General features: G+C 58.3%; 11 protein-coding genes and 1 tRNA gene. 3 read left to right on the plus strand and 9 right to left on the minus strand.

From position 1 onward, the window contains the following. Nucleotides 1-8: 8 nt before the first annotated feature. The 4 genes from K1X11_RS12150 to K1X11_RS12165 form a co-directional block, all read right to left on the minus strand. Nucleotides 9-707 (minus strand): M48 family metallopeptidase, encoded by a 699-nt coding sequence (locus K1X11_RS12150; protein ID WP_221033288.1) that lies wholly within the window; start codon nt 705-707, stop codon nt 9-11. Continuing rightward, the gene (locus K1X11_RS12155) at nt 707-3,823 is read right to left on the minus strand and encodes a type I restriction endonuclease subunit R (protein WP_324725966.1); all 3,117 of its coding nucleotides are present in this window, start codon (nt 3,821-3,823) and stop codon (nt 707-709) included. The genes K1X11_RS12150 and K1X11_RS12155 overlap by 1 nt, the downstream gene beginning before the upstream one ends. Next, complete coding sequence (locus K1X11_RS12160; RefSeq protein WP_221032900.1) at nt 3,820-4,218, minus strand: Fic family protein; 399 nt, start codon at nt 4,216-4,218, stop codon at nt 3,820-3,822. The genes K1X11_RS12155 and K1X11_RS12160 overlap by 4 nt, the downstream gene beginning before the upstream one ends. A gap of 211 nt (nt 4,219-4,429) precedes the next feature. Continuing rightward, a complete protein-coding gene (locus K1X11_RS12165; protein ID WP_221032899.1) occupies nt 4,430-4,651 on the minus strand; it encodes a DUF2188 domain-containing protein in 222 nt (73 codons plus the stop codon). 233 nt (nt 4,652-4,884) lie between these two features. On the opposite strand from K1X11_RS12165, the gene K1X11_RS12170 reads away from it, so the two are divergent. The 3 genes from K1X11_RS12170 to K1X11_RS12180 are packed head-to-tail and all read left to right on the plus strand — an operon-like array spanning nt 4,885 to nt 7,766. After that, entirely contained in the window at nt 4,885-5,985 is a 1,101-nt protein-coding gene (locus tag K1X11_RS12170) for a helix-turn-helix domain-containing protein (RefSeq protein WP_221032898.1), read from the plus strand. 5 nt (nt 5,986-5,990) lie between these two features. After that, nucleotides 5,991-6,497, plus strand: coding sequence for a PIN domain-containing protein (locus K1X11_RS12175; protein WP_221032897.1), 507 nt, complete (start codon nt 5,991-5,993; stop codon nt 6,495-6,497). Nucleotides 6,498-6,509: 12 nt separating this feature from the next. Then, complete coding sequence (locus tag K1X11_RS12180) at nt 6,510-7,766, plus strand: hypothetical protein (RefSeq protein WP_221032896.1); 1,257 nt, start codon at nt 6,510-6,512, stop codon at nt 7,764-7,766. 138 nt (nt 7,767-7,904) lie between these two features. Here K1X11_RS12180 and K1X11_RS12185 read toward each other — a convergent pair whose 3' ends face one another. The 5 genes from K1X11_RS12185 to K1X11_RS12205 all read right to left on the minus strand — a co-directional run bounded on the left by K1X11_RS12185 (nt 7,905) and on the right by K1X11_RS12205 (nt 14,881). Continuing rightward, nucleotides 7,905-9,863, minus strand: coding sequence for a GmrSD restriction endonuclease domain-containing protein (locus K1X11_RS12185; RefSeq protein ID WP_221032895.1), 1,959 nt, complete (start codon nt 9,861-9,863; stop codon nt 7,905-7,907). A 50-nt stretch (nt 9,864-9,913) separates the two neighbouring features. Then, a complete protein-coding gene (locus tag K1X11_RS12190; protein WP_221032894.1) occupies nt 9,914-10,711 on the minus strand; it encodes a hypothetical protein in 798 nt (265 codons plus the stop codon). 2 nt (nt 10,712-10,713) lie between these two features. Continuing rightward, nucleotides 10,714-11,958 carry a restriction endonuclease subunit S gene (locus K1X11_RS12195; protein WP_221032893.1) on the minus strand — a complete coding sequence of 415 codons (1,245 nt, stop codon included), beginning with the start codon at nt 11,956-11,958 and terminating at the stop codon, nt 10,714-10,716. Beyond that, nucleotides 11,955-14,441, minus strand: coding sequence for a type I restriction-modification system subunit M (locus K1X11_RS12200; RefSeq protein WP_221032892.1), 2,487 nt, complete (start codon nt 14,439-14,441; stop codon nt 11,955-11,957). Before K1X11_RS12200 ends, K1X11_RS12195 begins: the two co-directional genes overlap by 4 nt. Nucleotides 14,442-14,803: 362 nt before the next feature. Continuing rightward, nucleotides 14,804-14,881: transfer RNA gene (locus tag K1X11_RS12205), tRNA-Glu, on the minus strand. Between the last annotated feature and the right edge of the window lie 85 nt (nt 14,882-14,966).

Below are 14,966 nucleotides of genomic sequence, written 5' to 3' on the forward strand. Positions count from 1 at the left end.
GCGTTCTCTCAGTGGATCGGAAGGTTGTTTAAGAGACCGCGAGTGGACCTCCAACTGCCGAGATGGCAGTTCATCAGCTCTTGAAAACGCGGGCCATGTGTCGGCTCCAGCAGATGAACCATCTCGTGGACGATCACGTATTCCAGGCACTCTTTGGGTTTCTTCGCCAACTCAGTGTTGAGACGAATGTTTCGCCGTTCGGGTGAGCAGCTCCCCCATTTGGTTTTCATTCGGCACACGAAGAATTCCTTCACCGCGACGTCCAGGATCGGTTCCCATTTGCGAATAAACTCCGGAACAGCGGCTCTGATCTGGTCACGATACCAACGCTCCAAGATAGCGCGTCGGATATCCGCGGTGGTTCCGCTGCGAACGCCGAGAACAATTCGCCGCGGGTGAAGCTCCACAAAGGAGCCACCTTCTGTTTCCTCCACAGACATCAAATAGCGTCGCCCCCAGACGTAGTGGCTCTCGCGCTCAACGAAGTCTCGCGGAGTCTCACGCTCCTGCGCCCGAAGCGTGCCTTGTTGACGCTTGATCCAGTCCAGCTTGGAAATGGCGAACAGACGAATACGGTCAAATCGCATGCGCTCCGGCGCGGATATGGTCACCCGACCTGTGGGCGGGTGTGCGCTAAGGTGAAGATTCTTAATCGGCTTGCGCCGCACGGTGATCGTCACGTCACCGAGTTGGAGATTCGCATCCATCAGTATTCCGACTGCTGTTTGATGATTTCGAACATGCGAATCACTGCGCTCTCGCTGTTTCCGAGCTCTGGCAACATCGCCTCTTTGATCAACATCTCCTTGGCTTGATTGCCGCGAAATCCGTCCTGCTTGACGCGGCGGACGGCGCGGTCGATCCGTTCCGCTATCCACAAACGCAGGTCGGTGATGCCCTCCGCGGCTAACGAGGGAGCCATGGCATCGACTTCGGTGTCGCTGAGGTTGTTGTAAATCGCGCGAAGTGCCGGACTACGCTTGAGCGCCGCGGGAGTCTGATCGTCCTGGCCGGTTTGCACCTTGGTCGCGATCTCGCCGATGCGTTTGAGATACTTCTCGTAGTCCAGTGCCTTCTCTTTGCGTGCCTTGATGACCTCGTCGAGCAGCTCGGACATTTTCTCGTAGAATGCCGGATCGCTCAGGTGCTCCTTGATGATCTTTTTGCGAACGTTGTTTTCAATGGTTTCAGCGACTGCCTCTTGGTTCTGACGCAGATCGCTCAGCTTCTTGGCAATCGCGTCCGCTACGCCGGTTTTCACGATCAGTTCGAGGAGTGGAATATCGTCGAATTCCGAGATCTTGCGGGGTTCCCTTGCTTCGATGTAGGTGTCGATGAGGTGCCGCATGTCGGCTTCGTAGGCCTTGAGATCAAGGGTCTCGCCACTCGCCTTGCGAATGGTTTCGCGGAGCTTCACTGCACGACCGACCTCTGATTTGAGCAAGTCCTGGGCATTCGTGGTGTAGCCGGCTGACTCCAATTCATCGGCGAGGTTGGTGTAGGCCCGAACGAGTGATGCGGTCGCCTGATAAAGTGCGACACGTTGCGGCTCGCGGTCCTCCAAGTCGGAGGCGATTTCCGTGTTGCCGCAAAAGTAGTGGATGTGACGCAGCTCGTCTTTGGGCGGTTCCACCGGTTCGCAGATCAACGCAACCTTTTCCCGCGCGGCCTCCAGTCGCTCCTTTCCCTTTTTCAATCGATCCTGAAGGAGCACCTGGGGATCGGCACCTCCGGCGGTGTGGTCGAGTTCGTCGGACGAGTAGACGGCGATGGCATTTTCGACCTTTTTGAACAGGTCCTTGTAATCGACGATGTAACCGAAGTCCTTCTCCTCGCCGTCGAGTCGATTGGTGCGGCAGATGGCTTGGAACAAGCCGTGGTCCTCCATCTTCTTGTCAATATAGAGATAAGTGCAGGCGGGTGCATCGAAGCCGGTCAGGAGTTTGTTCACGACGATGAGCAGCTTCATCGTGGCCGGTTCCTTGATGAAACGGTCTTTCACCCGATCCTCGTAGGTCTCGGTACGTGACTTACCGGGCTCGGGGGAGACCTGTTCCAACACCTCCTGATAGACGCGGTAGATGAATTGCTTCTCGGTCTCCGAATCGGCGCCTGTGTCCTCCTTGCTCACGTCCTTGGCCTGAGGATCGTAGGACGTGACGATGGCGCAGCGGTTCTTCAGAGGGGTGTGCCGAAACAGATCAAAGTAGCGGCAGGCTTCGTAGATGCTGGATGCGACCAAGATGGCGGTGCCCCGCTCGCGACTCAGTCGTGGCTTCACGCTGAAATCGAAAACGATGTCGCTCACCACGCGATCCATGCGTGACGCCGAGCTGAGCACCTTCTGCATGGTGCCCCACTTTTTCTTCAGTTCCTCGCGCTGCCATTCGTTCAGTCCCTTGGTCTTCGCGTCGAACCAAGCATCGATCTTTTCCTCCGAGCCGAGCTTCTGATCGATATCGCGGGCTTCGTAGATGAGGTCGAGCACCACCTTGTCCTCCACGGCCTCGCTGAACTTGTAGGTGTGGATGTAACGACCGAAGACCTCGAGGGTCGTTTGCTTGTCGCGCTTGAGCAACGGCGTGCCGGTAAAGCCGATGAAAACGGCGTGCGGCAGAATCGCCTTCATCACTCGATGGAGTTTGCCGCTCTGGGTGCGGTGGCACTCATCGACGAAGACAAACACCTCACCGTGAGTTTTGGTCGGCTTGCTCTCGAGGTCCTTGATGAAAGCCTCGAAATCATCGACGTCGCGCCGGCCGAACTTGTGCACCAATGAGCAGAGCAACCGTGGCGTGGGCTTCTCCAATCGCTTGATCAGGTCGCGGCCGCTTTGGGTGCGATAGATCTCCTCCCCAGCGTCGCCAAACACGCCTTCGATCTGCTTGTCGAGCTCGTCGCGATCAGTGATGACCGCGACGCGGGCGTGGGGGTTATTTTCCAGAATCCACTTGGCCAGCAGCACCATCACGATGCTCTTTCCGCTGCCCTGCGTGTGCCAGATGATGCCGCCCTCTCGGCGACGCACGTAGTCCTGGGCCGCCTTGATGCCGAAGTATTGATGCACGCGCGGCACCTTCTTGGTGCCGCCGTCGAAGAGAACAAAATTGTGCACCAGTTCGAGCAGTCGCGGCTTGTTCGCCATCTTGGCGAAATACTTGTCGAGCTTATAGCCGTCGTTGTCGGCTTCGTCCTCCTTCCACTGCAGGAAGTATTTCTCTTCGGTGCCGACGGTGCCGTAGCGCAGCCCTTCGCTGTCGTTGCCAGCGAAAACCAACTGCACGGTGGTGAAGAACCATGCGTTGAACGCGATAGTCTGGTTGGAAATGAGCTGGCGCATGCCCTCACCGATGTCGGCCACGCTGCTCTTCAATTCGATCACCGCCAGCGCGATGCCATTGACGTAGAGCACCAGATCGGGACGCCTTTCATGACCGCCCTTCAGCGTCACCTCCTCGACGACGGCGAAGTCATTGGCGGTCGGTTTCTCCCAGTCGATCAGGCGCACCCATTGGGTCACTTCGCCCGCTTCGACCTTCACCGGCACACCGTAGCGCAGACGTTCATACACGCGCAGGTTGGTGTGATAAAGACTGCGACCCTGCAGCTCGGCATCGCGTTTGAGCAAATAGATCGCGCGGTTTATCTGATCGGCCGAGTAGCCGCGCGCGGTGAGCCACGGTTCCAGCAGGTGTTCTTCAATCTGCCGGTTGTCCACCCGGTCGGTCCAGTCGCCAAGATAGCGGTAGCCGAGTTGCTCGGTGAACAGCTTGATGACGCGTCGCTGGGTCACTTTCTCGGGTTTGCCGATCTCGTCGCTCATGACTCGGCCGCTTTGAGGGAATTGAGAAACGCCCGGACTCGATTCGCCGAACTGTGGCGTATATTTGGACTTGTCGGCTTCTCCGGCAGGGTTCGCTCCAGCCAGTCGGAGTCGACCAACGGCACCAGATAGGCGACCCGAAAATGCTCGCGATCCACGATGCCCGCTGCCTTTTGCAGTTCTTCTCGTGAGGCCGGAGATGGGGCGGCTATCAGGACTTGGCTGACTTGCAGCGCGATTTGCGGGGTCGTGCCCTGTTTCCCGTCTACTTTGGCGAGGTGCGCCGGGTTGGCGGTGAAGGTCACCATGAGTCCCGAAAGGCGAAAGTCGAAGGTCGCGGGCGGGATGTCGTGTTCGCGGCAGGCGCGGTTGATCTTCTCGATGCCGCGGCCCAAGGACTCGATGTAGCCCGACCGGAGACAAGCCCTCTGGGTTGACCCGATAAGTCGGACCTTTGTCCGTTCGGTTTGGTGCAATACATGCATGTGGGCAATTGTCGGCCTACTGTTTAAGTTTTGAATAGGTAAAGACCTGATCGCCAATTGCTATGCAAAAGACAAAAGGCGCCACCACGGTATGCGATGGCGCCTCGTTGATTTACTCGATTCAGCCTTTCGGCGGAAAGGGATCGTTGCCGTAGCTCCACGCCTCACGAATCCGGTTATCGGTTCCGTGAATGCGCAGTTCGCCACCGGCGTTTTGAGCCAGTGGCCGCGCGGCCGCGATCGCCGCCGACTGCGTCGAGTGGAGGGAAGAGGCGCGGCTGTTGCCGGCCCCTTTCACCGCCCACCCGTCGGTTCGGCGGGTTACGTGATAATTCTTAGCCATAATAGAAAAGAACTGGGATTCATGCCTTGGTAGCGCGCCGCGCGCTTGACCCCACCCCAGTCTTTTGGCCCTCTCCCGCGTCTACACGTTAGATTGCCTCTGGCGCAACGTCTTCCCCTTGGAAGGCTTTACCCGGAGAATTGCCGCTCTTGGTTGCAGCCGAGAGCGGCATTTTTGTCACAAGTTGCCTCGCAACGAGTCGATACGTTGGGTTGACAAATCGATTGGTCAAGATGCTTTCTGTAAACATGGGCGATGAACTGAAAGACGTGTTTCCGCGTCGGCTGCAACAAGCGCGCACCATGCGCTGCCTCTCTCTCCGGGCGTTGGAGGCTGCCATGCACGGGGCGGTCTCGCACAACGCGCTCGCGAAGTATGAGCGCGGCGACATGCTGCCGGGCAGCGAAGTATTGATCGCATTGGCCGATGCCCTGGTGCAGCCGGTCGACTTTTTCTTCCGACCGTTTCAGGTGGAAGTGAGCCAGGTTCGCTTCCGCAAGAAGTCTCGTATGAGCGTCGGGCGCCAAAAAGCCGTGCGGCAACTCGCATTGGATTACTTGGAGCGCTATCGGGAGGCCGAGGAATTGGTCGGAGATGTGCGAAGATTTGAGGTCCCATTGCAAGGTGCGCCGATCCGGACCGAAGCGGATGCCGAGCGGGCTGCGGAAGAGTTACGCGAGGTCTGGAAGCTCGGACACGATCCACTACCCAACGTTTTCGAGTTGATGGAGAGCAAGGGGATCAAGGTCCTCGAACTTGAAGATGAGGACGATGCCTTCGATGGGCTATCAGCTGATACCGAGGTCGGTCCGGTTGTTGTGATCGCGGCGCACCTTAACCAAAATCTTCCGCGCAAGCGAATGACTGAAGTGCACGAACTCGGCCACGTCGCTGTTCCCGTCGCTGAAGAAATCGATGAGCCGACCGAGGAAAAACTGATCGGTGCATTTGCCGGAGCGTTTTTGCTGCCGGCCGATTCCTTTACTGAAGAATTTGGCCGCAACCGCAGTCGAATCAGTGTAGTGGAATTGATCGAAATGAAGGCTCGGTTTGGGGCCTCCATTATGGCGATCATGCGCCGGGCGCTGTCGCTTAAACTGATCCAAGCCTCGGCCTACAAAAACTTCTGCATCCTCGCGAGTCAGCACGGTTGGCGCCGCGCGGGTGGTGAGCCTGGAGACGACCAATACAAGGGCTGCGAATCTGACGGACGTTTCCGTCAACTCGTGCGCCGAGCGGTGGTGGAGGACATCATCAGCGTTTCGAAAGGCGCGACCCTGTTGGGGGAGCCGGTGGGACGCCTGCGACGTGAACTCGAACAAGTGGTGGGCTGATCGCAATGCGCATCGCGGTCAAAGACGCCAGCATCCTGATCGACCTCGCGGAGGGCGATATGCTGGGGCTTTGGTTTCAACTCAGAATCGAAACGCATACGACGGATCTTGTGCTTCGTGAAGTCAGGAGGGAGGCACAATGGCAGCGAGTTTCCACCTTCTTGGATGCGGGTCTGTTGACCAGCCACCGCGCTGAAGGGGCTAAGGTCTTGAGCGCCGCAGTGTTCGCGAATGCCAACCGTATCAGCTTGGCGGATGCGTCCGGCGTGCTCCTTGCACGTGAGCTTGGGGCCATGCTGTTGACGGGAGATCGCCGCATGCGGCTCTCGGCCGACGCGGAAGAAATCGAAACCCATGGTCTGCTTTGGATCATGGATCTTCTGGTTGCCCGAAACGTGCTGGTCGGAGCCGATGCCGCGACACGACTGGAACGTATCCTCGCCGCGGGTAGTCGCCTACCCAAAGCAGAATGCGTCGCTCGGTTGAGGAAATGGCGCGGATCTTCCGCCTGACACGGAAGCGCCATGGCCTCTTCTGAGATTCCAAACCTTGGTGATGAAATAGAGGACGCGGTCGCTACGTTGTGTAGGAACAGCTTCTTTCCCGACTTTGTGGTTCAAGGTCCGAAATACCGCAAAGCCGGTGGGCTGGAAAAGGAGGCTGCCGACATCTTGGTTGTCTTCAAGGGCACCGCCTTGGCGATTCAGGTAAAAACCCGAATCATGCCTCCCACCACGGCAGAGGAATGGCCTGGGGTCGAAGAACAACGATTCTTGAAAGTCATCGAGAAAGGACTGGGACAATTTCGGGCTTTGGTTGAGGCGATTAACAGCCCCGAGGGCGGCAGGTGGGAAAGCTCCCGAGGAACGCCGCTAGATCTGAGAGAAGGCTTACCTCCGAGGCTTTTCCTGATCTTGGTCTATGCATTGAAGCTGCCCGATGGTTCAGAACCTGAATTCAAGGTTCGGTGTTCAAAATCCTGCTCCGCCGATGGGCCAATTCCTATCCACATATTTTCCCTGACGGAATTCGGGACGCTCCTTCGGATGGCCGATACCTTTCCCGACTTCGTGGATTACCTCCAGCTACGGGGTGATTTGCAGGAACAAAAGTTGATCTCGAAAACCGCCGATCCCATCGATGTTTGGGCCTTGTTCGCTTTCGGAGCTGATCGCGTCAGGACAGCCTTGCAAGGCAACACCCTCATTGAAACGGATCGCCTGCATTCGGAGTGCCTGTCGGAGGTCGAGAAATTAGAGGAAGTCGAGAAACCCAGTTACCTGGTGGATTGGCTGATCAACGAGCTCTTCGCTGGCAGCGGTAGGACCCTGCCGGTGAGCGATAATATCCGATCCAACGCTACCGAAGAACCTGGTTCGCTGGCGGCCTACCAGCGGGTGGTGCCTTTCCTGTCCCAGTTGAACCGCAGACAACGAGCACGTCTGGCTGAAGAGTTTTTCATTCGCATTGGGCGAAGCCAAGATGGTCGCGACAGTTTCGGATCCGTGAAGTTCAAGGAACACGAGGAAGCGTATCTCTTCCTGTGCTCAATGGAGCCCAAAAAAGAGTGGCACGTCTCACTCGCGAATCTGGGTCTTGGGCTGGCCCACATCATTAATGTGCCCCGAGTGGTCTGTATCGCGACCGGTCCCCAAGGGCCATTGGAAGATGGCTGTGCGGCGATGATTATCGAAAGGACCGACTCCAAGCCGTCGGATAAAATCATTGCAGAAGCGCGACGTTGGTTTGGCCCGCCCAAAGAAGAATCCAATGAGCGATAGAACAGATTATACCAGTCGCGTTTGGCCGGTGAGGAGTTGGTGCATCATGGTCCGCTGCTGGGCACTATTTTTTGACGCGGCGTGCCCAAATGCCCGCCAAGTCTCCTTCCACTCGATGTGCTGCGATTCGGGCATGGGTCAGGTGTTCGCCAAAATTTCTCTTTCAACATAGAGCTTGAAGCTTTCCACGGTAGTAAAGCACCGGAAGCCCGCCCCACTGGCAACGGTCACAAGCTCACTCGATTCGTTCAACAGCAGCGCCACTGCTTCTGTCAGCTCCTCCTGCATTCCCTGCGGCCAGGCTAGATCCAACACGGCTCGTTGTTTGCCTGATTCGGGATCCGCGAGTTCATAGGACAGTTCACCCGGCGCCAGACCTTGCGCAGTTACCCATTCCCGGAGGGTCCCGAGCTGCGCCTCCTCATCCTCATCAAGGATGCTGCCCAACACTTCCGTCGCGTCCTCGTCCGATTTCGACTCCCCTTCATCCTCTACTTCGTCGAGCCAGCGATCGTCGCCATGCAGCAGCTCCTGCATGCGCTCGTTGAGCGCGTTGGCCAGCAGCTCCTCCCGCGCCTTCAGAAACTCGAGGTAGTTTTCGATTTTCCACAGCTTCGGGTCCTCAGGAATCCACTGCGACTTGAGCGCTCCGGGATGGGCCGCCTCGACTTTACGGAAATACTCTTCCGGCAGCCGGTCTGTGATATCCAGATTCGTGTCCTTAGTCAGGAAACAGAAGTTGGCCAACGCGTTCACCTCCGAGCGGCCGAAGTTGCGCTTGTAGAGCTGCGCCTTGGGGAAGATGTGATGCACCTCCAGCCGGTTCATCTTGCCGCGCAAGCTCGCCTTCAGCGGTAGTCCGGTGCCCCAGTCGCGGGCTTCGCCCATCCGCGTCAGTAGATACAGCACAGGGTAAAACCGCGCTCCGAGGCTGGAGGATTGAAAGTTCTCGGGCTCGGCCCAGAGCCCACCGGCCCACACCTGCAGTTGCTTCAGCAACCTGTCCAAGCCCCCGTCGGGTCCTTCGAGCGCCGCCAAGTCCTGGTCGATCATCGACTCCGTCGATCCGGAATACCGGCCCCACATGCCAGCGTTGGCGAACCAGAACAGCAGCTTGTCGCGTTCCCGCTCGTCGAGCACGCCGCTCCGCTGGTCGAGATAACGCACCATGACCGGAATCGCGAAGCGACCAAACAATACCCGGGCGTGATCGAGTCCCAGTCGGCCGCTGATCAGATTGAGGCACGTGTCGATGTGTCGGATCGCCCGCTCCAACGCTGCCTGCACCTCCGCGGCGCTGCGGTCATGCAGAAACTGAAACTTCGCCTCGCCAGTCAGCACCGTGTTCACTGAACGCAGCAGCCAATCAAGGTTGAAGTCGTAGTCGTCTTTGGCCCACTCCCGGAGCTTGGCCTGCATGGTGTCGCGGGCAGTGGGCCAGTCGGCACAGATCTTGGCCAGGGCAAGGTCACCCTTGGAGAGTTTGGTGCCCCCGCTGTTCACTCGGTTGAAGATGTCGACCACGACATCCAACGTTTTGTCCGCTCCCGTGATCTCATCGATATGGAACTGGATTTCCAGAATCCCCAGCAGGCGTGAAATGCGGGCCGAATAGCGAACCGCCTTGGTGCCGATCGTCGGATCTTCCGCCAGTTGTTCCACCAATGCCTCGTGGCCATCCTGTCCTTTGCTGAGGAGGTCCGTGACATCGATCCAAAGCGGATCATCGCGCATCTTCACCGGCTGATAAAAGGCGAACACCTCCTGCTCCAAATGAAAGCGCAGGTCGGTGAAGGCCCGCGCGTTCCCATCGAAGAATGCCGGCGGTTTCCCCCGCGCCACGCCGTAGAGCGAGGTGATGCGTTGCTGGCCATCGAGCAGCAGTTTGACAACACCAGGAGCCAACGCGCCATCGCCCCGGTGTTGAGCACTGCTCGCCTCCGTCGCCCATACGAGCAATCCACCCACCGGATGCCGCCGATACAAGGAGTCAAACAAGCCCCGCACCTGGTCCCGGTTCCACACATAACCGCGCTGAAATTCCGGCAGTGCCATGTGTCCGCTATCGATATGGTCGAGGAGGGTAGAGATTTTCATGGGGTAAAAACTGAGCGTCGCGTTCCTTGGGGGAGTGCCACTGCGTTGAACTAAAGCGACGAATCTACTATTCGGTGAATGTGTTCAATTTTCGTTCCGATCAAGCAGCGTGCTTCTTGGTCCCAGCGATGTATCACGCCGACGATTCTGGCATCAGAGGCTTGCCACCTCGTGCCGATCTCACAACGACGTGTATTCCAAACTGCACTACCGCTCATCCCATCTGGATCTGGTAGATGCGCTTTGTCACCGTTAACATACCGCGCGTGCGTGGGATCAAAACCGATAGCGAAGTGTAGATTCGGATCAAAATCCTGCCATGAGGATTCAACCGTGACGGTTGCCCACGGGAGTGATTCTGAGTGAATACCTGGACCCAACATTAGAAACTTGCTGCGCTTTCCAGGATATCCATGGACAAATAAGCAGTCCGACAATTGCCCAGCCTCCTCAGCAATTGAACTGGTCGAACAAGCTTGCCGTGGTAAAGACGCCGAATGATCGAGAGTAACCGGTGCGATCGCTATATCGAGATCGTTATCCAAACAGAATGGAGCCGTAATCAACTGGTAAGGATCGTTGCTGCCGCTAGCGAACGCCGCACCCCATTTTGCCCTATGTAATGCGTCCATTGCAACGTGCATTGCTGTAACGAGAAAAACCCTCCCTCCGAACACCATAAAGGAACCGGAGCCGACAAAGTCTCCTTGGTTGGAATCGGTCGTTCTTGCGATGGCAGTAATGAATTTTGAAGAAGCGTTTTTAAGTTCTTCGATGACGGATCTAGCGACCTCGAGCCGCCGCTGCTCTTCTTGAGAAAACGGTCTACGTTTATCTTCGTGGCACATTGCTAAACTAAGCGCGTTTGGCCGGTGAGGAGTTGGTGCATCATGGCCTGCTTGAGGGCTTGGGTTTTGGTTCGGCGCGCCTCCAGGGCCGTCAGCTCCGCGTCCATCTCGGAGAGCACCTCGGCGATGGCGGTTTGTTCGGCTTTGGTCGGCGGGAGTAGTATTTTGATGTTAGAAATTGGACCGAGGTTGATCTTTTTCGGGATCGCCGACGCCAATGAGTTGATTTCAACCTCTTGTTTGAAGGCGTTCGTGTTCGAGTATTGGGCCACGAATCCAGCTGAAAAATCTGGATGCACCTTCAGCAGCGCGAGGCTGACGTAGAAACTTGCGTCAACATCCCAGTCCACGATTTTGCAGTCTCCGACCGACCCGATACGAGTCATGAGGATGTCTCCCTTTTCAATCCTGAATGAACGAGTGAGAAATCGGTGTTCTGCTTCGGAAATGAATTTGGTGTTCGTAAAGTCACCGCTGGTAACGTGCTCGACGCTGTAAAATGGAATTCCAGCTGGAACGTATTTAGGGGTTTGGTGTGTGCCGTCCCTAATTTCGGATATTTCTCCAAGGCTGGTCGTCACCCACTCGCCCCTGAAGCCGGGGAGGCGGGTTTGGGCGGTGAGGAGTTGCTGCATGGCGGCCTGTTTGAGGTCGCGCTTCTTGGCGAGCAGCCGGTCCAGCCCGCTCAGCAGCCCATCCATGTCGCTCAACGCCTCCGCGATGGCGCGTTGTTCACAAAGTGTTGGCGGCAGCGGAATTTGGAATTTCTCGATATCACCGCAATTCAAGCCAGGTTGCGCCGCTCCTTTGAGGTAGTTCGTCACCTGCCTTTGGCCAGCGGAACTTTGGAGGAAGAATTTGCAGAAACCACCGGAGGCACGCGTTGGGCTTATCGCTAGTCTAGCCGTTGTCTGTGTGAGATTCGCTCCATCTAGCCAATCGGGTATCACTTCTAGGTGACCAGTGCTGGCGCCAACAATAGTGATGACGACATCGCCAGCTTTCACCCTGGCATTCTTGAACGGCTCTTCGACTTCTTTGCTGACTCGGAAAAGCTCGGACGGCTCAACCCATCCTCTTGAGTAGTCTTGCCCTCTAACCATGAAGCGACCACTGGGATCAAATTTCCCGGGCTGAACGATGCCGTATCGGATCCCCCTAGATTCATCGATTAGATCAACAAGATTGTATAGATCCCAATCCTCCGGAATCATCCCTACCTCGGTTTGTTTGTAGCCCGGCCTCATGTGCGGGCTTCCTCTATCTTCTTCAGGTGGGCAGCGACCTTGGCGGCGAGGGTGGCGACTTCGGTTTCCAGGTCGGGCAGCGGGGTGGCGTAGCGGTCGACGAGGGTGCGGAGGCGGGTGGTGAGGGTTTGGGCGACGCGGTCGAGTTCGCCCTGCACGGCGGCGGCGAGGGTGGTCATCCACTTGTCGTCGACCACAAGGGTTTTTACTTCGGCATCGATGAGCGTGGGATACTTGGCGTAGGCGCGTTGATCGAGGGCGTCGTCGGCGTCTTTGATCTGCTTCTTCAGCTTGGTGGCGCGAGCGGTGAGGTTGAGCCAGGTGCGCAGGACTCGTTCCTCGTCCTGCAATGAAGAATGCTGAGTGGTGAGTGGTGAATCCGTAGCACCGTATGCGGCTTGGGGTTCGGCGACGATGGGTTCGGGTTTCGCGAAGGTGCGTTCGCGCAGGGCGTCGGTGACCGTCGCTTTGTTAATTTTGTCGAGGTCGGCGAAGGCGCCGTCTTCGCCACTGTGTTCTTCTTCGAGTTCGGTGATCTCGGCGGTGATGGCTTCGAGGTCGGCGGTGAGGCGGTCGAGCTCGGCCTGCTCCCGCGCAAAGTAGCGGGCGACGAGCAGGGGCTTGGGCACGAGGTCGCAGGTCCAGCCTTTGTCCTTTTCCTTCCCTTTCTTGTCCTTCTCCACGATGCGGCTGGTCTCGGCTTTCCAGCCGTCGGCGGCGATGAGGTAGGCATCGTCCTGCATCGTCTCGGCCCAGTAGTCCATGAGGTGCTGGTAGATCGCATACGGATCGACCAGCGCCTTGCCGTGGTAGTGGGCGAGCAGGGCTTCGCTGTGGCGGTGAATGAGTTCCTTGGGTTGGAAGCCGGACTCCAGCGCGCGCAACGCGGTGGCGGAGCGGTCGCGCCACGCGGCGAAGTGCCGGTCCATGTCGGCGACGAAGGTGGCGAACTCGGCGTGGGCGGCGATCGTGGGCTTGAGGTTGGCGGCGGTGACACCGTCGCGGAGCGTGGCGTAGCCGGGGCGCAGGATGGTGAAGAGCGCGTCGCGGAGGGACGGGCAGACTTTCCAATAAGCGCCGAGGGCGTCGAGGTCGGCGGTAGGGATGCCGCCGTGGAGGTGACCGGCGATGTCGTGAATGTCCTCGGCGTCCTGGGTATCGAGGTAGCGCGGCAGGTTGAGGTTGAATTCGTTTTTCTCGATTTCGGCCAGCGGCACAAGGCGGGCGTAGCCGGGCTTGTCGGCGGCCTTGGTGAAGACGTCGACGATCTGGTGAAGGTCCCGCGAGCGCAGCCGGTTCTTGTTGCCGTCCTTCAGGAAGCCGCGGCTGGCATCGATCATGAAGATGCCCTTGCGACCGGGCGCGCCGGCCTTGTCGATGACGAGGATGCAGGCGGGGATGCCGGTGCCGTAGAAGAGGTTGGCGGGCAGGCCGATGATGCCCTTCAGGTAGCCGCGGCGGACGAGGTTTTGGCGGATGACGGCCTCGGCGTTGCCGCGGAAGAGCACACCGTGCGGCAGAATGATGGCACCCTGCCCGGAGGGCTTGAGCGAGCGGATGAGGTGCAGCAGGTAGGCGTAGTCGCCCTGCTTGTCGGGGGGCACGCCGAAGCCGCGGAAGCGTTCGTAGGGATCGTGGGCCGGGTCGAGACCGGTGCTCCAGCGCTTGTCGGAGAAGGGCGGGTTGGCGACGACGTAGTCGAAGGTCTTGAGGCTGTCGCCGGTGAGGAAGCGCGGCGCGGAGAGGGTGTTGCCCTGCTTGACCTCGGCGGTGGGGTTGCCGTGCAGGATCATGTTCATGCGCGCCAGACCGGTGGTCGTCGCATCCTTTTCCTGACCGTAGAGGGTGACGGGAGTGCGGGCGGCGTCGGCGACCTTAAGCAGGAGCGAACCCGAGCCGCAGGTCGGGTCGTAGACGGTGGTGTCGGGAGACGTCTGGGCGGCGCCGATGCCGATGACCTCGGCCATGATGCGGCTCACCTCGGCCGGAGTGTAGAACTGACCCTTGCTCTTGCCGCTCTCGGTGGCGAAGTGCCGCATGAGGTATTCGTAGGCGTCGCCGAGGATGTCGTCGCCGTCGGCGCGGTTGCGGGAGAAATCGAGCGCCGGGTCCTCAAAAATGGCGACGAGGTTGGTGAGGCGCTCGACCATCTCCTTCGGGTCGCCGAGCTTGGTCGGGTCGGCGAAGTCAGGGAAGTCGGACTGGGAAAGCTGGGTGTTGGCCGCGACCAGCGGGGCGATGATCTTCTTGTTGATGTCGTCGCCGATATCCTTGGAGCCCTTGAGAGCGACCATGGCGGCGAAGGACGCGCCGGGCGGAATGGTGAGCGGGGCGAAGGGTTTGCCGGCGTATTTGTCGCTGACGTATTTGATGAACAGCAGGACGAGGACGTAGTCCTTGTATTGGCTGGCATCCATGCCGCCGCGCAACTCGTCGCAGCTGGCCCACAGGGAGGAGTAAAGTTGGGATTTCTTAAGCGCCATGAGCGAAGGTGCTCATGCCTAACCGCGTGATCTTGCGCCGCGAGCGAGAAGGTTGGCTCGAGGCGGAAATCTGGGGCAAGGCGAGAGGGATAAGATCGTCCGCGAGAGCCTAATCCAGAGATGCTGAGTCAGCCCATACACTCACAAATCAACGATTCTCCCAAAGGCGGTCGGTCGGACAGCTCCTTTGCTTCAGATCAACTGAGCTGCAGGTATTCGAGACCTCACATTTCAAGGATCAACGATAGCCCCCCCCCGACGTCCTCAGCGATAGACGTCATTGTCAGTTTCATTGTCACTTTGGGGTGCCCAGAGAAACAAAAAGCCCTGTAACTCATTCGAGTCACAGGGCTTCCGAAAAGTGGCGTCCCCACGGGGATTCGAACCCCGGTTCTCACCGTGAAAGGGTGGTGTCCTAGGCCGGGCTAGACGATAGGGACGTAAAGCGCGGGAGGGCGCAACGTAGGTAGCCATTCGGCCCACGCAAGGGAATTTTTTAGGGTTTTTTTAGCGGATTTTTCCCTC

Source organism: Actomonas aquatica, assembly GCF_019679435.2.
In the GTDB taxonomy this organism is placed as follows: domain Bacteria; phylum Verrucomicrobiota; class Verrucomicrobiia; order Opitutales; family Opitutaceae; genus Actomonas; species Actomonas aquatica.